This window comes from Rhodococcus sp. 66b (assembly GCF_002076325.1).
GTDB classification, from domain to species: Bacteria; Actinomycetota; Actinomycetes; order Mycobacteriales; family Mycobacteriaceae; genus Rhodococcus_F; species Rhodococcus_F erythropolis.
The window spans coordinates 97,242-119,241 of record NZ_MUZB01000002.1 but is presented as its reverse complement, the minus strand read 5'-3'; the positions used below and the strand labels follow the sequence as shown (position 1 = coordinate 119,241).

The 22,000-nt window shown below is 63.8% G+C and carries 23 protein-coding genes and 1 riboswitch; of the genes, 11 read left to right on the top strand and 12 right to left on the bottom strand.

Annotated elements, in window-relative coordinates:
- Window positions 1-9 precede the first annotated feature (9 nt).
- A complete protein-coding gene (locus B0E55_RS03535) occupies window positions 10-795 on the top strand; it encodes a DUF6928 family protein (protein ID WP_080909107.1) in 786 nt (261 codons plus the stop codon).
- Window positions 796-815: 20 nt separating this feature from the next.
- Here the strand turns inward: B0E55_RS03535 and B0E55_RS03530 are convergent, their stop codons facing one another.
- Genes B0E55_RS03530 through B0E55_RS03520 form a run of 3 tightly spaced genes read right to left on the bottom strand, consistent with a single transcriptional unit; the run spans window position 816 to window position 2,518 of the window.
- A complete protein-coding gene (locus B0E55_RS03530; RefSeq protein ID WP_019744921.1) occupies window positions 816-1,076 on the bottom strand; it encodes a DUF2537 domain-containing protein in 261 nt (86 codons plus the stop codon).
- Window positions 1,073-1,879, bottom strand: a complete 807-nt coding sequence (locus B0E55_RS03525) for a TrmH family RNA methyltransferase (RefSeq protein WP_020970487.1) — start codon at window positions 1,877-1,879, stop codon at window positions 1,073-1,075. The genes B0E55_RS03530 and B0E55_RS03525 overlap by 4 nt, the downstream gene beginning before the upstream one ends.
- A 48-nt stretch (window positions 1,880-1,927) precedes the next feature.
- Window positions 1,928-2,518, bottom strand: a complete 591-nt coding sequence (locus B0E55_RS03520) for a TetR/AcrR family transcriptional regulator (protein ID WP_019744923.1) — start codon at window positions 2,516-2,518, stop codon at window positions 1,928-1,930.
- Between the two features lie 70 nt (window positions 2,519-2,588).
- On the opposite strand from B0E55_RS03520, the gene B0E55_RS03515 reads away from it, so the two are divergent.
- The gene (locus tag B0E55_RS03515) at window positions 2,589-3,137 is read left to right on the top strand and encodes a hypothetical protein (RefSeq protein ID WP_020908793.1); all 549 of its coding nucleotides are present in this window, start codon (window positions 2,589-2,591) and stop codon (window positions 3,135-3,137) included.
- On the opposite strand, the gene B0E55_RS03510 is transcribed toward B0E55_RS03515, so the two are convergent.
- The 3 genes from B0E55_RS03510 to B0E55_RS03500 form a co-directional block, all read right to left on the bottom strand.
- Window positions 3,121-4,428 (bottom strand): MFS transporter, encoded by a 1,308-nt coding sequence (locus tag B0E55_RS03510; protein ID WP_007733487.1) that lies wholly within the window; start codon window positions 4,426-4,428, stop codon window positions 3,121-3,123. The two genes, B0E55_RS03515 and B0E55_RS03510, sit on opposite strands and share 17 nt — an antisense overlap.
- A gap of 152 nt (window positions 4,429-4,580) precedes the next feature.
- Window positions 4,581-5,012 (bottom strand): MarR family winged helix-turn-helix transcriptional regulator, encoded by a 432-nt coding sequence (locus tag B0E55_RS03505; protein ID WP_019744926.1) that lies wholly within the window; start codon window positions 5,010-5,012, stop codon window positions 4,581-4,583.
- Between the two features lie 65 nt (window positions 5,013-5,077).
- A complete protein-coding gene (locus B0E55_RS03500) occupies window positions 5,078-6,532 on the bottom strand; it encodes an NCS2 family permease (protein ID WP_020970489.1) in 1,455 nt (484 codons plus the stop codon).
- A gap of 102 nt (window positions 6,533-6,634) precedes the next feature.
- Here B0E55_RS03500 and B0E55_RS03495 point away from each other — a divergent pair, with 102 nt between their 5' ends.
- Together B0E55_RS03495 and B0E55_RS03490 are read left to right on the top strand one after the other, a co-directional pair.
- The gene (locus B0E55_RS03495) at window positions 6,635-6,892 is read left to right on the top strand and encodes a DUF2530 domain-containing protein (RefSeq protein WP_019744928.1); all 258 of its coding nucleotides are present in this window, start codon (window positions 6,635-6,637) and stop codon (window positions 6,890-6,892) included.
- Between the two features lie 90 nt (window positions 6,893-6,982).
- Window positions 6,983-8,023: an iron-siderophore ABC transporter substrate-binding protein gene (locus B0E55_RS03490; protein WP_052740959.1), complete on the top strand. Its 1,041-nt coding sequence runs from the start codon at window positions 6,983-6,985 to the stop codon at window positions 8,021-8,023.
- Here B0E55_RS03490 and B0E55_RS03485 read toward each other — a convergent pair.
- The 3 genes from B0E55_RS03485 to B0E55_RS03475 all read right to left on the bottom strand — a co-directional run bounded on the left by B0E55_RS03485 (window position 8,013) and on the right by B0E55_RS03475 (window position 12,133).
- Complete coding sequence (locus tag B0E55_RS03485) at window positions 8,013-8,564, bottom strand: phosphatase PAP2 family protein (protein ID WP_020908797.1); 552 nt, start codon at window positions 8,562-8,564, stop codon at window positions 8,013-8,015. The two genes, B0E55_RS03490 and B0E55_RS03485, sit on opposite strands and share 11 nt — an antisense overlap.
- A gap of 6 nt (window positions 8,565-8,570) precedes the next feature.
- Window positions 8,571-11,243, bottom strand: a complete 2,673-nt coding sequence (locus tag B0E55_RS03480; RefSeq protein WP_019744931.1) for a sacsin N-terminal ATP-binding-like domain-containing protein — start codon at window positions 11,241-11,243, stop codon at window positions 8,571-8,573.
- 68 nt (window positions 11,244-11,311) lie between these two features.
- A complete protein-coding gene (locus tag B0E55_RS03475) occupies window positions 11,312-12,133 on the bottom strand; it encodes a DUF3027 domain-containing protein (protein WP_019744932.1) in 822 nt (273 codons plus the stop codon).
- Between the two features lie 38 nt (window positions 12,134-12,171).
- On the opposite strand from B0E55_RS03475, the gene B0E55_RS03470 reads away from it, so the two are divergent.
- From B0E55_RS03470 to B0E55_RS03460, 3 genes are all read left to right on the top strand, one after another.
- Entirely contained in the window at window positions 12,172-13,002 is an 831-nt protein-coding gene (locus B0E55_RS03470) for a glutaminyl-peptide cyclotransferase (protein ID WP_153211771.1), read from the top strand.
- 69 nt (window positions 13,003-13,071) lie between these two features.
- On the top strand, window positions 13,072-14,766 hold the full coding sequence (locus tag B0E55_RS03465; RefSeq protein WP_030244200.1) for an MFS transporter: 1,695 nt from the start codon (window positions 13,072-13,074) through the stop codon (window positions 14,764-14,766).
- Between the two features lie 26 nt (window positions 14,767-14,792).
- Window positions 14,793-15,260: a DUF2771 domain-containing protein gene (locus tag B0E55_RS03460; RefSeq protein ID WP_225989529.1), complete on the top strand. Its 468-nt coding sequence runs from the start codon at window positions 14,793-14,795 to the stop codon at window positions 15,258-15,260.
- An 88-nt stretch (window positions 15,261-15,348) separates the two neighbouring features.
- On the opposite strand, the gene B0E55_RS03455 is transcribed toward B0E55_RS03460, so the two are convergent.
- Entirely contained in the window at window positions 15,349-15,762 is a 414-nt protein-coding gene (locus tag B0E55_RS03455; protein ID WP_007733502.1) for a cold-shock protein, read from the bottom strand.
- A 215-nt stretch (window positions 15,763-15,977) separates the two neighbouring features.
- Between B0E55_RS03455 and B0E55_RS03450 the strand changes: the two genes are divergently transcribed.
- Both B0E55_RS03450 and B0E55_RS03445 read left to right on the top strand, forming a co-directional pair.
- Entirely contained in the window at window positions 15,978-16,205 is a 228-nt protein-coding gene (locus B0E55_RS03450) for a hypothetical protein (protein WP_080909106.1), read from the top strand.
- 33 nt (window positions 16,206-16,238) lie between these two features.
- On the top strand, window positions 16,239-16,628 hold the full coding sequence (locus B0E55_RS03445; RefSeq protein WP_003939919.1) for a YccF domain-containing protein: 390 nt from the start codon (window positions 16,239-16,241) through the stop codon (window positions 16,626-16,628).
- Between the two features lie 121 nt (window positions 16,629-16,749).
- Here B0E55_RS03445 and B0E55_RS03440 read toward each other — a convergent pair whose 3' ends face one another.
- Window positions 16,750-18,147: a YncE family protein gene (locus B0E55_RS03440; protein ID WP_080909105.1), complete on the bottom strand. Its 1,398-nt coding sequence runs from the start codon at window positions 18,145-18,147 to the stop codon at window positions 16,750-16,752.
- Between the two features lie 394 nt (window positions 18,148-18,541).
- Window positions 18,542-18,751: riboswitch (cyclic di-AMP (ydaO/yuaA leader) on the top strand.
- A gap of 8 nt (window positions 18,752-18,759) precedes the next feature.
- Here B0E55_RS03440 and B0E55_RS03435 point away from each other — a divergent pair.
- Window positions 18,760-19,323 carry a transglycosylase family protein gene (locus B0E55_RS03435; RefSeq protein WP_019744938.1) on the top strand — a complete coding sequence of 188 codons (564 nt, stop codon included), beginning with the start codon at window positions 18,760-18,762 and terminating at the stop codon, window positions 19,321-19,323.
- An 83-nt stretch (window positions 19,324-19,406) separates the two neighbouring features.
- On the opposite strand, the gene B0E55_RS03430 is transcribed toward B0E55_RS03435, so the two are convergent.
- Window positions 19,407-19,595, bottom strand: coding sequence for a hypothetical protein (locus B0E55_RS03430; protein WP_019744939.1), 189 nt, complete (start codon window positions 19,593-19,595; stop codon window positions 19,407-19,409).
- 60 nt (window positions 19,596-19,655) lie between these two features.
- On the opposite strand from B0E55_RS03430, the gene B0E55_RS03425 reads away from it, so the two are divergent.
- Entirely contained in the window at window positions 19,656-21,980 is a 2,325-nt protein-coding gene (locus B0E55_RS03425) for a helicase-associated domain-containing protein (protein WP_020908802.1), read from the top strand.
- The last annotated feature ends 20 nt before the right edge of the window (window positions 21,981-22,000 follow it).

Below are 22,000 nucleotides of genomic sequence, written 5' to 3'. Positions count from 1 at the left end.
GGGCTGCCGGTGGCTGCACGGGTATCGACGATCTGGTTTCTGGGCGGCGCAGACGCTCGCACCGAATTGAGCAAGTACCCACAGCCGGATCAGACCGAGGCGCTGAAAATCGCCATGTCGCTGTACCCGGACAAGGAGTTCGAGTCTCTCGGTCCTCAGCCGCTGTCGATGGCCGCGACGGTGAGCCCCGGCTACGTCTTCGTCGGCGCGTACGGCCGAGTGAGCGTCGTCTGCAGCTTCGAACTCAGCACATTTGTCCCCTCGAAACTGCCTGAGTCCTGGCACCTTTCGGCCGAGGGTGGCTCGACGCTGTTGATCAGCTCCGTCCCCGAAACCGCGCAGGGTTCGTTTGCACTGTGGGAGAACGGCGAGCTACGACGCTCGTTCAGTGCCATCCCGATCGACATCGTCGAAAATCTGGGGATCCCGCAGACGTGGGAACTGGAATTCTGGGCCGGCAACCATCCCCTGCGTTACCCGCCCGGGATCCTGCCCGATCCGCAGTCACTTCCGTTCCACCCGCAGCAGTTCGCGGAGTCCGCCAACCTCGAGTGGCTGGGATTCCGATACACCGGCGCGCCGCGAGAACACGAACTCGACACAACGCAGATTCTCCTGTGGGGCTTCAAGATTCACCGCCCCGGCGAGGCACCCAAACCTGCGCCCCCAGCTCCCGTACCGGTACCCGAGCAGGCGCCGACAGAGATACCCATGCCCGAAAACATGCCGCCGATCCACGACGCACCCGTGGCCAAGCCGCGCGGTCGCCTCGCCCGGTACTTCGGGTTCAAGTAGCGCGAACAAGCATCACACAGTCACGCGGCTATCGCTGCGATCCACCCGAGCGGAACGCCGACTACCGCGCCGTAGACCACCCATCGCCACACGGGGACGGCTCGCCAGCGCCAGACGGTCGGCGCAAGTCCGCCTACCGCAATGATATTGACGACAACCGCCAGGAGCACGTTCACGTTGCCGAGCGCGACGCAGAACGCCGCGACGGCGCTGGTCGAGAGCATCGCGGCGAATACCGACACCGCGATTCCGGTGAACCAGGGCGTGCGGTCCAGAGTCACCGGCCGGTCCTGACACGTTCGTAGAAGGCCATAGCCGCTGCGGTTGCGACGTTGAGCGAATCGGTGCCGGGTGCCATCGGTATCTTGGCACGAATGTCGGTGGCCCGCATCGCATGTTCGGTCAGACCTGGCCCCTCGGCTCCCAGCAGTAGCGCCACCTTCTCCCCGGTCATCGCTTCGGCCAAAGTGACCGCTTCCGGATTCGGAGTCAAGGATATGAGCTGAAAACCGTTGCCACGCAGCTCATCCAAGTCGTGTGGCCACTTTGCCACATGCGCGAAGGGCACTCGCAGCACGTGCCCCATCGACACACGGACCGACCGCCGGTACAGCGGGTCAGCACAACCCTTCCCGAACAGAACGGCGTCCACGCCGAGCCCTGCAGCGTTGCGGAACATCGAGCCGAGGTTCTCGTGATCGTTGACGCCTTCGAGGACCACGACGGTCTTTGCGTCCTTCAGCACGTCCGAGACCGCGAGTGGTGCCGGGCGCGCTGCTGCAGCGAGGACGCCACGGTTCAGGTGGAATCCGACGACCTCGGCCATCACTTCGGCGCTCGTACGGTAGAACGGCACGTCCACACCGTCGAGATCGTCAGCGAGCTCCAGGAGCCGTCGTTCGACGCCGAGAAGACTGATCGGCTGGAACCGCGACGTCAGCAGTCGCTGAGTGACGAACACTCCTTCGGCGATGACCAGTCCCTTGCCCTCCGGCAGGTCGGGGCGCCGATCCGAGGAGTTGAGATCGCGAAAGTCATCCAACCGGGGGTCGGCGGGATCTGAGATGTCGATGACGTGAACCACGGGTCTATCGTGCCGTACGCACCGCGGTCCCCCGTCACTACTCCCGACCTAGCGCAGCAGCGTAGCGAAATGCGCGTCGAGCACCTGGCCGATCACCTGCGGATTGGTTCGCTCGGGATTGTCGACGCCGTGCGACGCGAGCCCGTCGGCGAGCGCATGCAACCTCATCGCCTCGATGTCGACCGAAGCGTCCGGCTGCAGGAATCCTGCATCGTGTACGGCCTCGACAAATGTTCGATAGTGCTCGAACAGCGTCCGGTCCGTCTCGTCACGCACTGCGGTCAACGTCGAATCGGTCTGGGCGGCAGCAGCAAACGCCTCCCAGACCTGCATTTCTTCACGCCGATCTTCGTCGAGGGGAACGAACTGATCGGTGAACTGGCGGATCGCGCGGCGGATGTCGGGATCGAAGTCGATGCCGGCGATTCTCTTCTCCACTCGGACGGTCACGAGCGTCATCGCGAACAGCAAGAGTTCGGACTGCGTCGCGAAGAAGTGCCTTAGCGACCCCGTCGACATCTTCGCCTCGTCCGCGACGGCCCGGACGCTCGCGCTCGCCACACCATCGCGACGGATCACACGCCAGACAGCCTCGGCGATCTCTTCCCGTCGCTCATCGGGGCTGCTTCGTTTCACCACTTCACAAAACTAACACAGCTGTGCTAGTTTTCGACCACTAACACAGTCGTACTAGAAATGAGCTGATGTCATGATCGTCCATCTGATCATCGCGTGCGAAATCATGTTCTGGGTGTTCATCGCCGCCGGTCTCGCCGCCCGCTATCTGCTGCGCCGCAAGACGCTGGGTGCCGCACTGCTCATCTGCGCACCCCTGGTCGACGTCGTCCTGCTCGTCGCCACAGCCCTCGATCTTCGGGACGGCGGCGAGGCGAACTTCACCCACGGGCTCGCTGCGGCCTACATCGGCTTCTCCGTTGCGTTCGGGCACAGTCTCATCTCCTGGGCCGACGCCAGGTTCGCCTACCGATTCGCCGGCGGCCCGGCTCCCGTCGCGCCACCCAAGTACGGGAGTGCGCGAGCACTGCGCGAATGGCGCGAGTTCGGCAAAGCCGCGATCGCCTGGGCCATCGCGTGCGGACTTCTCGGCGCGGCCATCTTCCTCGTCGACGACCCCGCACGTACGGGTGCCCTCGACGGATGGATCAGCAAGCTGACAGTGGTGCTGGGAATCTGGGGAGCAATCGCCCTGAGCTACACGGTGTTTCCCAAGCGCGAGAAGGTCACGGCGCGCGGCTAGCCTCGACTGCCTGCTCGGTCGCGTCGCACACGATCACCGGACGCAGGACGAACACCGGCAACCTTCCACCGTCTTCCGGCCTCGCAAGACGAAGTTTCAGCCCTTCGCTACGTAGCAGGTACACCCCGGCCACTGTGCCTGAGACGAGCGAGATCACTCCGCCCACGATCAGGGGCGCACGGGGATCCACGGAGTCGGCGAGCCAACCAAGCAGCGGGCTTCCCAGCGGTGTGCCACCGAGGAAGCTGAGCATGTAGATGCCCATCACCCGCCCGCGCATCTCGGAGGGGACCGACATCTGCAGGATGTTCATCGCGGACGTCGTGAACGTCAACGTCAGTGCGCCCGTGGGAATCAACATCAGCGCCACCAACGCGTAGGTAGGCATCAATCCCACCGCGACCTCGAACACGCCGAAAGCCACTGCGGCACCGAGGAACGTCCGCAACCGCGGCGCTTCCTTGCGCCTTGCGGCATACGCAGCGCCTGCAAGGGTTCCCACGGCAAGCGTCGTGGACAGCAGTCCGTAACCGTCGGCCTCGAGACCGAACGTGTTGCGCGCCATCACCGCCAGGCTGATCGCGAAGTTCAGGCCGAACGTCGAGACCATGAAGACGGACACCATGATCACCCGAAGGTCCTTGCGACCCCACACATATCGGAACCCGTCGCGCACCTGCCCCTTGGTACGCGGCGCCGGTTCGGACGGGATCAGCTCCTTCTTGTTCATCAGGTACAGCGCGATGAGGACCCCACCGAACGTCGCGACGTTGAGCAGGAATACCCACCCGGTTCCGATCAGGTTGATCAAAACACCCGAGATGGCCGGACCGACGATGCGGGCCGTGTTGAACGTCATCGAGTTGAGCGCGATGGCATTGGACAGGTGTTCCTTGCCCACCATCTCGATAGTGAACGACTGACGCACCGGTGCGTCGAGCGCCGAGACACAGCCGAGGGCAAAGGCGATCAGGAAGACGTGCCACAACGCGACGAGCCCACCGACGTCCAACAGACCCAACACCAGTGCGCATACCGCACTCGCCCACTGCGTGAAGATCAGGATCCGACGCTTGTCGTACCGATCGGCCAGCACCCCACCCCACACCGACAGAAACAGCGTCGGACCGAACTGCAAGGCCATGACGATGCCCACCGCCAACGCGTTGCCGTCCGAGAGCGTCAGTACCAGCCAGTCCTGGGCAATACGTTGCATCCACGTGCCGACCAGAGAAACAATCTGTCCGGAAGCCCAAAGGCGGTAGTTGCGGTTGTGGAGCGCGGCAAACATGCCGGAATCGGGGTCTCGGGGCACCCCACCATCTTGCCCCTCGAGTAATTCGTTTGGGCAACGACCTCTATGTAGCGGAGCTACGCGACCTCTATGTAGCGGAGCTACGCGACGTCTCAGTAGCTGAGCTACACGACCTCTAACTCGCGGAACTACTCCGTCTTGTTGACCATCTCCGTGATGATCCCGACGGCACCGCGCAGCGTCGCGAGTTCTTCGCCACCCAGCCCGGCCAGCTGCTCGTTCATCCACGCCTCACGCGCATGGGTCTCGTCCGCGAGCAACGCCTGCCCGGCGTCGGAGAGATTCACGATGATCTGACGACCGTCCGTGGGATGCGGCGAGCGCTCGACCAGACCGAGCTCGGCGAGAGAAGCAACAACGCGCGTCATCGACGGCGGCTGAACTTTCTCACGTGCTGCGAGTACGCCAGGGGTCATCGGGCCGTACTGATCCAGGCTCGCCAAAGCGGACAGTTGCGTCAGCGATACCTGAGCGTCGACTCTGCGGCCGCGCAGATGCCTGGTGAGACGCACTACAGCCAGGGAAAGATCGCTGGCCAGCGCACGAGTTTCGGTGGTCACGCGTCAGACAATACGTCAAGAGCTGGCCGGTAGCTCACGTAATCGAATACCGGTCAACCCTGATTTCACGTAAGGGCGTCGGTAATGGGTCCGACAGTGAAGTAGGCCACAAAAAGTGCCGCCACGATCCAGAGCAACGGGTGGATCTTCTTGATACCACCGCTGGCAGCGTGCAGGACCACCCATGAAATGAAGCCGACACCGATGCCGTTGGCGATCGAGTAGGTGAACGGCATGACGATCATGGTCAGGAACGCCGGGAGTGCCACCGAGAACTTGGTGAAATCGATGTCTCGGACCTGTCCGATCATCAGCGCACCGACGACGACGAGGGCAGGCGCAGCTGCCTCGATCGGCACGACGGAGTAGAGCGGCGTCAGGAACATCGCGACGAGGAAGAGCAGTCCGGTCACGACATTTGCCAGGCCCGTGCGGGCGCCTTCGGCGATACCCGACGCGGATTCCACGAACACGGTGTTCGACGACGCCGAAGCGCCACCGCCGACGATGGCACCGGCGCCTTCGACGACAAGCGCGCGACCGACGTTGGGGAGGTTTCCGTCCTTGTCGGTCAGGCCGGCTTCCTTACCGAGACCCGTCATCGTGCCCATGGCGTCGAAGAAATTCGCGAGCACGAGGGTGAAGACAAGCAGGCTGGCGGCCAGAACACCGATGCGGGTGAACGCGCCGAAGATGCTGACGTCGCCGACCAGGCTCAGATCAGGCATACCACCGAGCATCTCCGGGATCGCGGGGATGCTGAGGTTCCAGCCCTTGGGGTTCGTTCCGAGCGAGGGTCCGACATCGGCAACTGCCTCGATGATCGCGGCGAGGATCGTCGTGACGACGATGCCGATCAACAGTCCACCACGAACCTTGCGCACAACCAGAACACCCATGAGCAGGACACCGAAGATGAACACCACGGTCGGCCACGAAGCGATCGAGCCGTTGATTCCGAGTCCGACGGGAACCGTCGTACCGGCGGCGTCGGGGATGCGGCGGACGAATCCGGCGTCGACCAGCCCGATGAAGGCGATGAACATGCCGATACCGGCCGCGATCGCGGACTTCAATGCCGAGGGAATCGCATTGAACACCGCAGTTCGGAAGCCGGTGAGTGCCAACAGAACGATGATCACACCGTCGATGACCACCAGTCCCATCGCCTCGGGCCAGGTGACCTGAGGTGCGATGGTGACGGCGAGCAGGCTGTTGATGCCGAGACCCGCGGCGATGGCAAACGGATAGTTGGCAACGAGACCGAAGACGATGCTCATCAGGCCGGCAACCAGAGCGGTGACCGCAGCCACTTGGTTGACCGGAAGGATGTTGCCGAGAACGTCGGTCTTCGCTGCAGCGTCGTCAGCCGAGAAACTGCCGAGGATCAGGGGGTTGAGGACCACGATGTAGGCCATCGCCACGAAGGTGACGACACCGCCGCGAACCTCGGTCGAGATCGTCGACCCTCGTTCGCTGATCTTGAAATAGGTGTCGAGGATCTTGCCGGGTGCCGCCATGTTTGTTCTTTCCCCATCGCTGTAGGTCGCCGTGTGCCGGCGCACATGAAGCCGGTCGCACTAGGGAGAGTAGGCCACCGGGGTACGGGTAGCGTTAATTTTGTGACGGAGACTCGCAACACAACCAGCCTGATCGGCAAATTGTCCGCACCCGCGCCGGCACTGATCATCGGCACCGCGTTGTGGGTGGTCGCCACGATCGTGGTCGCGGTGAGCGGCGATCGTTGGTCGGATGCACTCCCGATCTGTTACGCGGGTATCGGAGTCGGCTTCCTCGGCCTCGCTCTGTTCTCCATTCAACGACGCGCAGCTGTGCGCGGTGACAAGGGCGCACAACAGGGCGCCGGTCTGGTCGACTGAGCAGGTCGATTCACCCTGTCAGTATGGTAAGCCTACCCTGCACTCTGGTGTCGGTCTTAGCTTGTCAATGCTGAAAGGAACCACGTAACCGTGAAGATCTCCCACCGAAATCGTTGGAAAAGCCGAGGACGTTGGACGAGACTGACACCCGTTGCTCTGGTCGCCCTGGTCGGCACAGCACTCGTCTCCTGCGGTTCGAACGACGACGCAGCAAGTAGTTCGTCGAGTTCCGGTGGCGGCGCCTTCCCCGTCACGATCGATCACGCTTTCGGCAGCACCACGATCGATTCCGAACCACAACGGATCGTCACTGTCGGTTACAACGACGAGCAGGCTCTGCTGGCCTTGGGCATCAAGCCCGTCGGAATGGTCAATCAGTACCCGGGCGAGCCGGACGTCAACCGCACGTGGCCGTGGGTCACCGGCCCTTGGGGCGGAACCGAACCGACCGTCGTCGGCAGCAATCCCGAAACCACGATCAGCGTCGAAAAGATCGCTGCGCTCGAGCCCGACTTGATCCTCGCGCTCTACTCGAGCATCGACAAAGACCTGTACAGCACACTTTCCGCGATCGCCCCGACCGTCGCGAAGGATCCGGCCTACGGCGACTACGCAACTCCGTGGCAGATCACGACGAAGACCGCAGCGAAGGCAGTGGGTCGCGAGGCCGACGGCGCGAAGTTGGTCGCCGATATCGACAAGCAGTTCGCCGACGCCAGAAGCGCTCACCCGGAATTTGCAGACCAGACCGCGGTGATCATCAGCGTCGACACGACCCCGGAGTTCTACGCCTTCTCCTCCGAGGACGCCCGCGGACGGGTCCTCGGCAGTCTCGGATTCAAACCTGCTCCCGCGGTCGAGGCATTGATGAACGGTGAGTTCTACGCGCCCATCTCCACCGAGCGACTAGATCTCCTCGACGTGGACCGTCTCGTTGTCATCGGCAATCCCGATGCCGCCCAGGCGGTCCGAAACAATCCGGGCTTCCAGCAACTCGACGTGGTCAAGAACAATCGCGTCGTCTACGTCAACGACGATCAGGCCCCGCAGGTCGGTGCGGCCCTGACCGCGAGTTCCGCACTGAGCTTGCCGTGGGCGACAAGCCAACTACTCGCCGAACTCACGAAGTAACCAGCGCCCGGCGCTTCCTGATCTGCGCAGTTCCCCAGATCCACACTCCGGCCCACACCATCCCGAACGCCCAACCTGCCAGCACATCGGTCATCCAATGGGCAGCCAGGTAGACGCGGGAGAATCCGACAGCGATCGTGTACAGGCCGAGGCTCGCGAGCATTGCCATCTTCGCGAGCCTCGGCAAAGCAAGCCGAAGAATCACTGCGGCAACCGAAGTCGCGAGTATCGCGCTCATCATCGCGTGGCCCGACGGGAACGAATACGAATCGATTTCGATCAAACGCTCCGGCAGGGGTGGACGGGTTCGCGTGAAGATGCGCTTCAATCCGCTCATCACGAGCAGACCGGTCAACATCGATCCGGCGATCAGCAGAGCTTCCGTTCGGAGCCCCCGAACCAGAAGCACGATCGTGAGCAGCGTCGCGATCAGCCACGACGCGAGGGTTCCGCCGCTGTCGGTGATGACGTCGACCACGTCCACGAGCCACGCCGTCCGCTGGCTCACTGCACTGTCGAGTACCCACTGATCAAAAGACATCTGCCCTCACATCCCTTGCGGCAGAGTCCACGTGCGCATCACGTGATGAACGCCGTCCGAGTCCACCCACCACGGCACGGTCACTGTCGCCTCCACCGCTCCCGTCAGTTCCACCGACAGTTCGTGATGGATCACTACCTCGCCGCCGGGAACCTCACGGCCGAGGGCTGCGAAGCCGAGAACTGCCTGTGGTTCGTTCGCCCACGTCGTCACAACGCCGGTGCTGCTCACTCGTCCGTGAACGGATGTGGACGCCGTAGCGACGTCGAGCAGATCTGCCAGTGCGTCAGCTGTCTCGAAGCTACCGAGCACCACTCGTTGTGCAGGCAGTGCCGCTCCCAGCCACGGTCGGTCGAGAACAAGGGCGTCGCCGGGATCGACCAGATCGCCGGAAAGGCCTCGCACGAACGGCGGCAGGTGCAGTTCCTCCAGGTCGAGAACCCGTCGCTGAGCTGCCTCACCCAGCAGTCGGTGCGTCCGCGCGACGACGGCGGAGGCCGGCATCCGTAGTGGGTCGGCAAGCCGATCGAGCAGCAGCTGAGCTAGTTCCGGATCGTCGACGGTATCGGATGCCAACAATCCGGCGAAGAATCCGGCGTCGGGGTGTTCGGCAGCATCGAGCAATCCCTCGAAGGTGCGATCGCCTGGAGCGCGCAGCAAGCCAAGCACCTCACCGCCGAGTTCGGCATTCGAACGCAACCACCACGCCGTGTATCCACGACGGTCGGTGAGCAGCGCCCGCGTCGCCGGCGACTCGACCAGCAGCGACAGCGCCTGCGGCCAGCGGTCTTCGTCCACGAGATCGAGATCGCGCACGGCTTCGATGTATTCGGGGTCCTCGTCGAGGGTGTCCCACCATGCGTCTTCGGCGTCGAGATCGTGATCGGGGCCGGACGGCAATTCCTCACGGACCACCGTGAAACCCCACCCGACACCGACTACCCGTAGCGCCTGCTCCCCCACCCGCTGAACAAAATCAGCGTCGACGATGCCGAAGGGAGAATCCTCGACCAGGACGCTTGCAAGGGGAGCGCCCGGAAGCAGAAGTTGGTCGGCGGAACGCAATTCGCCCTCCGAATCAGGAAGCAGCACTTCACCGATCCACGACGGCAGCGCCCCTGGCGCCACGTGGGCCGCCAATCCGAGCACCACTTGCGCCAACTCCGTCGCTACCGAATCATCCTGATCCGCAGCATCTTCGATCAAGGCTCGCAGTGCCGGATCGGACAGCAGGTCGGTGGCACTCGCGGTCTGTGCTCCCAATCGAGACAGCAACGGGTGCGCTGCGACAGGATGAACCAACCTCGTCCACTGCACAGACGGTGCGTCTTCGCCCAATTCGACGCCGACGACGACGGTCCGCGGTCCGGTCACCGTTCGTCCATCGGAGAGCGGAACCGGCAGTGTTCCAAGCTCTTCCACCGCAAGAGTGTCGATCACCAAGGGCTCGAGAGCCGAATAGAGTCGATTCCACCACTTCGGTTCACGTTCCAAGCCGCTGAGCAGTTCCGCGATACGCGCGAGCCCGATGCGGTGCGTCGACACCGCCGCGAGCGCTCGCTCGTGCTTGGGGCCGGAGAGCTCGGGGACAACCAGGCCGCCGATGATGTCGGTGAGCAACTCGGCAAGATCGTCACTGAGCCCGGGCACCACGGATGCTCGCTGCGGCGCGCGGTCGGGTTCACCGACCACCGGAAGCCACTCGTTTTCCTGCAGCTCCTTCAGAAGTGCTTCGCGCAGAAGCGAATCGGTTTCGCTGCGGGCAAAGGCAGGAATCGGGACGAGTGCCGTTCGCTGCCGAGGAGGTAGTGCAGCAAGGAACTTCGCGTACCCCTCGGCAAGCGGAGCGATCGGTGCAGCGGGCATGAGGCGTCGCCGATCGGGTTGCATTGCAATGTCGGCAATGATGATCGCCGGGATCGACAGTTCCTCATCGGATCGGGTCGGCGCCCGCAGCACGTCGTCTGCGACCGGCTCGACGACCCCGTCGCGGACCGGCACCAACCACCGTGCATTCGGCGCCGAGTACTGCCACCACGTGCGATCTCCGATGACCACCTCGACGAGACCGGAATCCAGCACTCGTTCCGATCGCCGAAAAGTCTTCTCACCCAAACGAATTGATCCGAGAGCCGGGAGTTCGAGCAGCAGATCGACTGCCTCACGTGTCATCTGCGAAAGCAGCGCCGCGGCATCGACGTCCGGCCGAAGCGTCAGCACCACTTCCGAATCGGCACCGTCGCTCGGCAATTCGCCAGACGGCCACACCAAACGAAGTACGGGGACACCGGTTTCCGGCACGGGGAGTTCGCGAGACTCGATCTCGCGCAGAGTTTGCGAGGCAGAGAATCGAATCGATCCCGTCGACGAGCGCAGTTCAACCTCGTCACCGACCGAGAGAACTGCCGAGAATCCGACTCCGAACCGCCCCGTCACGCCTTCGTCGGCGTCGACCTTGTTCGACGCACGCAGCGCCGTGAGTGCGTGAACGCCGGATTCGTCCAGCGGACGGCCGGTGTTCGCGACGGTCAGCGTCCGACCGTCCACGTCCACCCACAAAGAGCCCTCGACGCCCTCGCGTGCAGCTGCATCGGCAGCGTTCTGCGCCAGTTCGGTGAGCAGACGGTCGCGGTACCCGGCCTTCGCGAGGTCGGATTCCGCAGCCGCGTCTTCACGCAATCGCGTCGGAGATTCCGACCACGCGCGCAGCGTCGCCTCGCGGAGTGCGTCCGTGCCGAACGGATCTTCTACTCGGTGGATACCGAATCCTCAACTGCAACAACGCTCGACGGGCGAGCGGGCACCGCAATCAGCTCGACTGCTCCGTCGTCGAATGCGTCGAACTGCGGCGAGCCCGCACCGAGCGGCAAGCTGGTGTCCGAATGCGCGCCACAGCCGTAGGACACGCTGACCACCCGGCCGTCTGCGGAGAGTTCGTTGCCGCACACGCCGAACGCTGCGTGCAGCGAACCTGCGAGTGGAAGGAAGAATCCACACAGCCCACACGTCGACGGGGCAGCCTTGGCCATCTCCGACTCCGGGCCGAAGTCACCGTCGAACCAACGCTGCGCGGCATCGAGTCGGCCCTCGAGGCTCATGACCTGTTTGCGGCCTAGCCCGATTTCGAGAGCTACCTCGTCGACTTCCGGGTCACCGGTGGCGACGTAGCCGGGAACGAGCCGAGGATCCTCGGCCGGCGGGGCGAGTAGGTCACCGACGGAGAGATCGCCGGGACGAATCCGCTGATCCCATGGCAGCCATTCCGGCGCAACCAACGCGTCGGGACCCGGCAGCAGCGCCAACTCACTGACAGTTGCGCGGGTGTCCTCCGGTCCGGCAGCGACGACAACCGCCCACTGCCAACCGCGGTATCCGGGAATGTCTGCTGCAAATCGATGGGTGGCGGCAAATTCGTCCTCCGACGTCACGCCGAGGTATGCCCCCACACCGCCTTCATGCAGGTCGACGACTGCCGTTCGGGCAAGCTCGACCGCATCGGCCAGTACTGGGCGCGGCACTGCACGCTCTGGAGAAGTAGCAACACTCACTCCTCCAGTTTGCCGCACCACCGCAAGTCCGCAACGCACTGGGCTGCCATGCTGGGCAGATGAGTAGGTCACACGCCAATTCCGTGCGCACTTTTGCAGTGGTCGCCGTGATCGCGTCGGCCCTGGCGGGGTGCTCCGATTCCCCCGGTGCTCCCGACAACCTCACGTCCGAAACCGGCTCCGTCGAGATCGTTCGAGTGTCCGCGCACGATCCCGACGCGTTCACGCAGGGCCTCGAGATCGACGGAAACCGGTTGTACGAAAGCACCGGACGCGTCGGGCAGTCCTGGGTGCGCTCGAGCGAGATCTCCGACGAGCAGTCCCCCGCTTCGGGACCGGAAGTTGCGCGTGCAGATCTCGACCCGCCGTTGTTCGGTGAGGGCATCACGGTCGCCGGAGACACACTGTGGCAACTCACCTGGAAAGACGGCGTCGCCATCGCCCGTGACAAGGACACCTTGACCGAACGTGGGCGGTTCCCACTCGACACCGAGGGATGGGGAATCTGTTCGCTCGGGGATCGGCTGGTCTCCAGCGACGGTTCGGCCACGTTGACCTTTCGCGATCCCGAAACCTTTGCGCCGATCTCGACAGTCGACGTCACCAGATCTTCGGAGTCCGTCGGCAAGCTGAACGAATTGGAATGCGCCGAAGACGGCTCCGTCTACGCCAATGTCTGGACCACCGACACCGTCGTCCGAATCGACCCGTCGGACGGCACCGTCACGAACGTGTACGACGCATCGGCGCTACGCGAAGAACTCGTCACGGATGGATCGACCAGCACCGTCGACGTTCTCAACGGCATCGCGCAGATTCCCGGTACCGATCGATTCCTGCTCACCGGCAAGTATTGGCCGCAGATGTTCGAAGTCCGTTTTGTTAACTGAGTCCGACATGACACAGGACTCGCAGGGGTGTGCGTGGTAGCCGCGCCGACACTAGGACAGAATTGAGTGGTGACCGGACCGCGCGAACCCTACGACCCCGAAACTCGGCGAATCCACGACGAGCCGGAGGGGCAACAGGTGCACCCCGGTTACGACAATTACCCACCCGCGGCCCGCCCGGACAACTACCCGCCTTCCGCTCGCCCCGCCGCGCGGCGCACGCCGTTGCCGCCGCTGCACCCGATCCCCGAATCACGGGGAGACTCGGATTCTGCGTCCGGTTCCAAGGCACCGGGTGCGGACGCCCCCAAGGCTCCCCCGATGCCCCGCAAGCTCACCGTCACCCGCGTCGCAGCGATGCGCAGCCGCGAACTGACGAACAAGGGCATCGCGACCTTCCAGCGCGCAGCGAAGGCCGACGGCGCGGACAAGTCCGGTCTGACCGCTCTCACCTACGCAGTGATGACGAACAACGCCACCGACGCCGCGATCTCCGTCGCCCTTGCGAACACGCTGTTCTTCTCGGCTGCGACGGGTGAGGACAAGACCAAGGTCGCGCTCTATCTCCTGATCACGATCGCACCGTTCGCGGTCATCGCACCGCTCATCGGTCCGATGCTCGACCGGTTGCAGCGCGGCCGCCGCATCGCACTCGCGTCGTCGTTCGGAATCCGGACGCTCCTCGCAGTGATCCTGGTCTTCAACTTCGACAGTTGGATCCTCTATCCGGCCGCGCTCGGCATGATGGTGCTCAGTAAATCGTTCTCGGTACTCAAGAGTGCGGTGACACCACGCGTCCTACCACCGGAAATAGACCTGGTGCGCGTCAATTCGCGTCTGACGGTCTTCGGGTTGATCGGCGGAACGATCGGCGCCGGCGCCGTCGCGGGTGCGCTCGCGCTCGCTTTCGGTTCCACCGGAGCCTTGTGGTTCGCCGTCGCCGTCACCGTCTTCGGCGCATATCTGAGCATGCGAATCCCGTCGTGGGTCGAAGTCACCGAGGGTGAGGTTCCCGCGACCATCACCTACCACCCGGACGAGGCGCACCACGCCGGCAGCGCCCCACCACAGCCGAACGCGAAACCGGCCAAGGTCCGACAGCCTCTCGGACGCGCCGTGATCATCGGACTCTGGGGCAACGGCACCATTCGCGTGCTCACCGGCTTCCTGACGCTCTACATCGCGTTCGTCGCCAAATCACGCACCGATCACGAGCCACTCCAGCAAGCCATGATGCTCGGCCTGGTCGGCGCAGCGGCCGGTCTGGGAAACTTCGCCGGAAATGCCACGGGTGCGCGCCTCAAGCTCGGCCGGCCCGCACTGATCGTGCTCCGGTGCACTGCGTCGGTCTGGATCATCGCGGTGATCGCAGCGCTGACGGACAACCTGATGACCGCTGCGCTTGCCACGCTCGTAGCCTCCGCCGCCAGCGCACTCGCAAAGGTCTCACTCGACGCGTCACTCCAGCACGACCTGCCCGAGGAATCGATCGCGTCCGGATTCGGCAGATCCGAGACGGTTCTGCAGTTGAGCTGGGTACTCGGCGGCGCATTGGGGGTTCTGCTTCCGACCGAATACTGGATCGGGTTCACTGTTGTATCGGTGTTCCTGACGATCGGGCTTCTGCAGACCTTCCTGAGCTACCGAGGAAGCAGCCTCCTGCCCGGCCTAGGCGGGAAGCGACCCGATCTGGCCGAACAAGAAGTGACCGAAGTGATTTACACCGGTAAATCCAACCGAGGACAAGGAAGTACTCCGCAGTGATGATGCGCTCGAGAACAAAGAAGATCGTGGCAGCGATCAGTGTCCTGATGGTGGTGGCACTAGTTGCTTACGTCTCCGTTCTTTTCGTGATCATCAAGAACATCAACGACGACCCCGAAAAGCTGCCGGTCATCACTGCATACGCACACGGCAAGACGATCGAGACGAACCCTGCCGGTTTCTGCACCATCGATCTGTCCCAGTGCGCCCAGGTGGGCGACATCTATGCCCTCGACGTTCCCGCGGGCTACCCGCTGCAGCTGTCGTTGTCGACGGACGTCTCCGATGCGCAGTGGGCCCTGCTGGCGGTCTACGAGGATGCCGACGGCAACCAGACCGGCGAACCCCGAGTCTTCGAGCCCGGCGAGGCCCTGGCAGTGACGGTCGAATCTTCGAGCGATCCCGTCAAGCAACTCGTCGGCGTCGAAATCCACCTCGCCGTCGGTGAGGGAAGCGAACAAGGACTACTGATCTGGTCGATCAAGACCGCCTGATCCCCGGAAGAACGAAAATGCCCTGCACACCGATTGGTGTGCAGGGCATTTTGTTTCGAAGCCGTGTACGGCAGCTCGAATCGAGCGATCAGGTGTCGAGCTCGCGAGCGACGGCTCGGACGACCTCGGAGATCCGCTGAGCGGTCTTGCGGTCCGGGTACTTGCCGTTGCGCAGATCCGGCTGGACCTTCGCCTCGAGCAACGTGATCATGTCCTCGACCATGCCGTGCAGCTGGTCAGGGGTGTGCTTACGCTCGACCGGCTCACGACGCGTCGCCGTAGCGCCCCGCAACGACGGCGCCGGCTCCAGCACCTTCAGGCTCAGCGCCTGCGGACCGCGGCGGCCCGCAGCCATGCCGAACTCGACGCGCTGGCCGGCCTTCAAGCCTTCGACGCCCTCGGGGAGAGCGGAAGCACGGACGTAGACGTCCTCGCCCTCTTCCTGCGACAGAAAGCCGAAACCCTTTTCGACGTCGTACCACTTCACCTTGCCGGTCGGCACCGCGTTCACCTGCTCATCACTCGACTGGGGCATCTGCCCCAATGTGCTCGGGAGGCTCTCGGAAGAGCCTCATGGCCTTGCTCGCATCGCTTCCGGTGGAAGAATGCAAAAGAACGCGCCCCACACTTGCTTCAGCGGGGCGCGCAGTCTGTTAACAGTCTACCTGTGACGAACCCGGGTCGGCACCCAGGTTTACAGGCACTATCCTCGTAGGTGTGGACCCTCAACCGAACCCGCGCACTTCCGACACCGGAAACGGTCTGTTCCGTACGGCGATGGCACTGTTCATCGTCGGATTCCTGGCGATCGTGGCCATCTTCGCAGTCCACATCTTCAGCGACACCCCGCCCGGCCTGGCGTTGTACCTGGTGGCACTCGCGTGCCCGATCGGCTTCCTTCTGGCCATCGTCTACACGCTCAGATCCGGTCGACGCGTGCGCTGATCACCCCCGCCTTCAACCGAAAGGTCACTGACCATGAGAATCCTCCTGAACGTGATCTGGCTGGTGTTCGGCGGCTTCTGGCTGGCGTTGGGTTACTTCGCCGCAGGCATCATCTGCTGCATCCTCATCATCACGATTCCCTTCGGAATCGCGGCATTCCGCATCGGCATCTACGCACTGTGGCCGTTCGGTAAGACCGTCGTCGACAAGCCGACCGCTGGCGTCGGTTCGATGATCGGCAATGTCATCTGGGTGATCATCGCCGGTATTTGGTTGGCGATCGGACACATCGTCACCGCCGTCGCGATGGCGATCACGATCATCGGAATTCCGCTCGCGGTCGCGAACCTGAAGATGATTCCGATCTCGCTGATGCCGCTCGGCAAGGAGATCGTCGACGTGGACCGCGTCAATTACGCATAGCCGTGGACCGCGTCAATTACGCATAGCCGTGGACCGGGTGAATTACGCGTAAGCGGGCCCGGAGACAGAAGAACCCGACCACAGCAGGTGCTGTGGTCGGGTTCTCTCGTATCAGGTCGGATCAGCGGCCGAGGCTACCGAGTCCGGGGAGGTTACCGAGCGAACCGGTACCCGTTCCCGGGTTGCCCGGATCAACGGGGCCGACCGGACCCTCGGAGACCACGATGGTCACACTCGAAGCGCGCGAAAGCACGCTCTTCGCAGTGATCTCGACGGTGACGCTGCCGACGGCCGTGGGGGTTCCCGAGATGGTGCCGTCCTGTGCGAGGGACAGTCCGCCGGGCAGAGTGCCGTTGGTGAGCGCAAAGGCTGCCCGGGTATCAGCGGCAGTGAGCTTCTGCGAATACGCCTTACCGACCTGAGCGGCAGGCAGTTCGACGGTCGCGGGTAGCGGGTACGCAGCAACGACGGTCACCTTGCCCCCGTTGGTCGTCGACGCGATGGCGCCGGTCGAGGTGTCGAGCGCGAGGTTTTTGACCTTCTCCAGTGCCGGAACCTTGGTATCGGTCAGAGCGGTGGTGGCGCGGGTCGTCAGATCGACCGACCACAGGTGTCCGTTCATGACGTCCGCGACATATGCAATGCCTGCAGCAGCGTCGACGACCACGCCGTTGGGAATCGCGGTCGGAGACAGCGTGGTCTTCGACAGAACCGCGCCGGCCGGGGTGATCGCCCACAGGTTGGTTGCCCGGGTGTCGGTCATGTAGATGTTGCCGGTGTTCGTGTCGACATCGACGTCGACCGGGTAGAGGTTGTCGGCACGCACGATCGACTTGAGCGCTCCGCCCTTGCGTACGTCCGCCTGCCACAGCGTGCGGCCGTAATTCTCGTCGAAGAAGTTGGTGTCCGCGATGTAGAGGAAGCCGCGGACACTGTCGAAGGCGAGCTTGGTCGGCGTTGCCGACTTGTCGACCAGAATGCTCGACACGGCGTCGGCGGCGTTGGGGTCGACAACTCGGATGTTGCCGGACTTGTAGTCCGAGAAGTACGCGCGGTGTGTTGTGGGGTCGACGACGACATCGTTGATCTGCGGCCGCGACCCGTCGGGGTTCTTCTCGCTCAGCGTGACCGTCTTTTCGACCTTGCCGGTCTTCGTGTCGACAATCGAGATCGCGCCGCCGTAGGAGGAGGACACGTATGCGCGTCCGAGGTCCGAGTCCACGGCAAGTGCCGACGGGTAACCGACGACACCGTCGATGGTGCCGACGGACTTGCCGGTGTTCGTGTCGACGACGGACAACGAGCTGGTCGGTCCGCCGTACTGCGTGATGTATCCGCGGTGGGTTGCCGAGTCGACGACGATGTCGCCGGGCTGGGTTGCGGAATAGCTTCCGACAACACCGTGTGTCGGATCCTCGGGTGAGGCGTGTGCAGCGGGAGCAGTGACGGCCAGGCCGACAGCAGCAGCGGCGACGGCGAGTGACGCGGTGACCGCACGCCGACGGTATTGCAGTTTCATGAGGGGTGCCCTACTTCTTTGGAAGACTCTGCGAACCCTGCCCATTCGGGGCAAGTCAGGCAAACCTAACCTAAGTTTCAATCTCGATGTTGAGACACAGGACACATCTTCGACCTGGATCGGCGCACCTCTCACTCGGCCGGAATTCCATTTCCACATAACGTGTGACCTTGCTCACATTACGGATGGATAACGGAACGGACACAACGGGACATTCACTCAGGCACCCCCACCTACCTGGGAAGAGTCTCCTGCGCTTTGTGTGACGCGTTGTACGTCCTTCGCCACGCCGCGTTATCAAATGGTGACACGAGAGACTCGAGCCGTTACCGTCGTTTTCGGCCGGGAAACTCGGCCACCTCCGGCCCGCCGCGCCAAGCCTTGTCCCGCGGGTACCGGACTTCCGACAGAGCATTCCAGGGACGAGGACGGGGGACCCAAAGTCCTCTGTGAGAACAGAAAAGTTCTCCAGTGGACACCGGTTCGATCGCAAGACCGAATCTTGGGGTGAAGCCAGACCCTTTCCAGCCAGGAAAGGCGAGGCCGGGCGACCTCTCAGCCCGAACCCGACAGCTGACCTCGCAGGCGCGTGTGGAGAGGATTTCGACCATCATGAGCGGACGCCATCGCAAGCCCACCACCACCGGTCGCACTGTCGCCAAGGTCGCCGTCACCGGCGCCATCATGGGCGTAGCAGGAATTGCAGCCACCGGAACCGCAAGCGCTGCCCCCGACTCCGACTGGGATCGTCTCGCCCAGTGTGAGGCCGGCGGAAACTGGGCCATCAACACCGGCAACGGTTACCAGGGCGGACTGCAGTTCTCCCCCAGCACGTGGAACGCACACGGCGGCGGACAGTACGCAGCCACCGCAAACCAGGCCACTCGCGAGCAGCAGATCGTTGTTGCCGAGCGTGTTCTCGCGAACCAGGGTTGGGGCGCATGGCCGTCCTGCTCCTCCAGCCTCGGACTGAGCAGCGGCGCCACCGAGCGTTCCGCTCCGGCCACCACGGCTCCTCAGGCAGCTCCGGCTCCGGCACAGCAGGTCGCTCAGACCGTTGCACACCCGGTCGCTGACGCCATCGATCAGGCAATCGCGTTCGCCAAGGCCAACGGCATCCCGGTCGACCCGCAGATCCTCGCAGTCGCCGACACTGCAAAGACGTTCCTCAAGTAACACCGGTAAGACTGTCCGCTCGGACGCTCGAACATCAAGAAGGCCCGCACCGAATCGGTGCGGGCCTTCTTCGTGTCGAGTTGTTATCGGTTGATGACGGTGTGCGGGTGTACGTAAGGAAGTGACTCCACCGGAACCGGAAAGGTGGTGTCCTCGCCGAAGGGTGAAAGTCCACCTGCGCGGGTCGATGACAATTCGGTCACTGCGTGATCTCCGTCTGCAGTTTCCGGCCATCCTGGATCTACATAGTGTTGCTTCGAATTGTTGGCCACGAAGTCATTTTGACAGGACGCCGTTACGCCGTACAGACCAGGTCTCTAATCTGATACCTGATGACCGAAACACGTGGCACCCCGGCGGGCAGTTCCGCAGCCGAAAGTCTGACCGATTGGCTCTCGGCGCGCAGTGACGCCGAGTTGACGGAGTTGCTGCGTCTGCGCCCCGATCTGGCCGTACCGCCGCCGAGCACGATGGTGGTTCTCAGTGGTCGAGCGCAGCAACGCGCGTCGGTCAGCCGAGCGGCGGACGAACTCGACACCCTCGATTTCGGTCTTCTCGAATTGTTGGCACTGGCTGGCGCCGAGGAAACTCCGATGACGCGGGCGGAGCTCAACAGTGCAATCGCCGAACGCGCCCTGACCGGCAAGGGCAAGGTCACCAAGAAGGCCGTCGACAAGTCACTGTCGAAGATGCGTGAGTCCGCCCTCGTCTGGGGTGTCGATCCCATCAGCGTCGTCCCGGCAGTCATCGGGATGATTCCGTGGCGTGTGGGGCGAGCCCTCGAACCTGCCGAGGCGATGACCGAGACCGAGATCTCGGCAGCCCTCGACGCTCTGGACACCCGTGAGCGGGATCTCCTCGAGACTCTCGCCAACTCCAGCCCGATCGGTCGCACCCGCGACGCCGCCCCCGGAACACCGCCTGAGCGCCCGGTTCAGCGACTGCTGGCGGCCGGCCTGCTGCGGTGGCTCGACGAGCAGACCGTCGAGCTTCCGGCGACGGTTCGTCAGGTCATCCGCGGCGAGCCGGTTTTCGATCCGACGACGCTGACCGCACCCGTCATCGGGGGCGACAAACTCAAACCCGCGGACGTGAACGCCGCAGCGGCCGGCGAGGCACTCGAGTTGGTACGCCAATGCGAGAGCGTGATCGCTGTTCTGGGCGCAGCACCGGCCCCAGCACTGCGAGCCGGTGGACTCGGTGTTCGAGAACTACGACGAGTGGCCAAGACGGCCGATCTCGACGAAGCGCGAGTGAGCCTGCTCGTCGAATTGCTCTCGGCAGCCGGACTCATCGCCAGTGGAACGCCCGATCCGGCGCCGGTCTCGGACAACGCGGACGAATACTGGACGCCCACACTCGCCGTCGACGGCTGGCTCAACGCGTCCACAGCGCGTCGGTGGGAGGTGCTGGCGTCCGCCTGGGTCGACGTACCGCGAGTTCCGTGGATGATCGGGCTGAGGGATTCCACCGACAAGCCCATCGCGGCGCTGTCCGAGGAAGGCCGGGCCCCGGCGGCTCCGCGCGATCGCCAGGCCATTCTGGGGCTGCTCTCCGAACTCGACAGTGGCCAGACTGCATCGGCCGTCGAGGTAAGTCGACTACTGGCGTGGCGACGCCCGCGATGGAGCGGGCGCCTACGGACGTTCGCAATCGAGCGGACTCTGGACGAGGCCGCCGCGCTCGGGCTGGTGGCCCGCGGCGCGTTGTCGTCACCTGGACGAGCTTTGCTGCACGGCGGGGACGCCGAAGCCGAAATGCAGTCCGCCCTACCCGAGCCCATCGACTACATCCTGGTCCAGGCAGATCTGACTCTGGTTGCGCCCGGCCCGCTCGTACCGGACCTGCTCGAGCAGGTGAGCCTGGTCGCGGACATCGAGTCGGCAGGATCGGCGTCCATGTACCGCATCAGCGAGGACAGCGTGCGTCGTGCGCTCGACGCCGGTCTGACGGCCACCGAACTGCATGCGATGTTCGCCTCGAAATCGAAGACGCCTGTTCCCCAATCACTTTCGTATCTGATCGACGATGTCGCCCGTCGACACGGGCGACTGCGTGCCGGAGTGGCGGCGTCGTTCATTCGATGTGAGGACGCGTCACTGCTGGCGGAGGTCCTCGCTTCGGCGGTGGCGGAGCCCCTGGCATTGCGCGCCTTGGCTCCCACAGTCGCGATTTCGCAGGCCCCACTGCGCGAGGTCCTGGCCGAGCTGCGCGCAGCCGGATTCGCGCCGGCAGGTGAGGACTCCTCGGGCACGTTGGTCGATCTCCGCCCACGCGGGGCGCGTGTACCGAACCGTCGCAGCCGACCGGCGTCGCGAATGCCCGCGAGCCCGTCGGCGGATCAATTGGCGTCGTTGGTACGGACGATGCGAGCAGGTGACCGCGCGTCCGCCCCGGGCCGTGGTGGTGTCCGGACGGACGGTTCGAGGGAGAACAATGCCGCCACCATCGCATTACTGGCCACAGCGGCCCGGGACAATTCGAGCGTCAACATCGGCTATGTCGACGCTCAGGGGGTAGCGACTCATCGCATCGTCGACCCCGTCAGCGTGGGCGGCGGACAGCTGGACGCCTTCGACCCGGCAAGTGGTGCCGTACGCCGTTTCACGTTGCACCGCATTACTTCCGTCAGCCCCGTCGACTCCGGAAAAAAGTAGCAGAAAAGAAGCAACTGGCT

What these genes read in the sequence shown, in the direction of transcription:
- B0E55_RS03470 (WP_153211771.1), top strand. Translation starts at nt 12,172, where the DNA reads ATGAGTAGGTCACACGCCAATTCCGTGCGCACTTTTGCAGTGGTCGCC.
- B0E55_RS03510 (WP_007733487.1), bottom strand. Translation starts at nt 4,428, where the DNA reads ATGTTTGCCGCGCTCCACAACCGCAACTACCGCCTTTGGGCTTCCGGA.
- B0E55_RS03485 (WP_020908797.1), bottom strand. Translation starts at nt 8,564, where the DNA reads ATGTCTTTTGATCAGTGGGTACTCGACAGTGCAGTGAGCCAGCGGACG.
- B0E55_RS03435 (WP_019744938.1), top strand. Translation starts at nt 18,760, where the DNA reads ATGAGCGGACGCCATCGCAAGCCCACCACCACCGGTCGCACTGTCGCC.
- B0E55_RS03425 (WP_020908802.1), top strand. Translation starts at nt 19,656, where the DNA reads ATGACCGAAACACGTGGCACCCCGGCGGGCAGTTCCGCAGCCGAAAGT.
- B0E55_RS03500 (WP_020970489.1), bottom strand. Translation starts at nt 6,532, where the DNA reads ATGGCGGCACCCGGCAAGATCCTCGACACCTATTTCAAGATCAGCGAA.
- B0E55_RS03440 (WP_080909105.1), bottom strand. Translation starts at nt 18,147, where the DNA reads ATGAAACTGCAATACCGTCGGCGTGCGGTCACCGCGTCACTCGCCGTC.
- B0E55_RS03445 (WP_003939919.1), top strand. Translation starts at nt 16,239, where the DNA reads ATGAGAATCCTCCTGAACGTGATCTGGCTGGTGTTCGGCGGCTTCTGG.
- B0E55_RS03515 (WP_020908793.1), top strand. Translation starts at nt 2,589, where the DNA reads ATGATCGTCCATCTGATCATCGCGTGCGAAATCATGTTCTGGGTGTTC.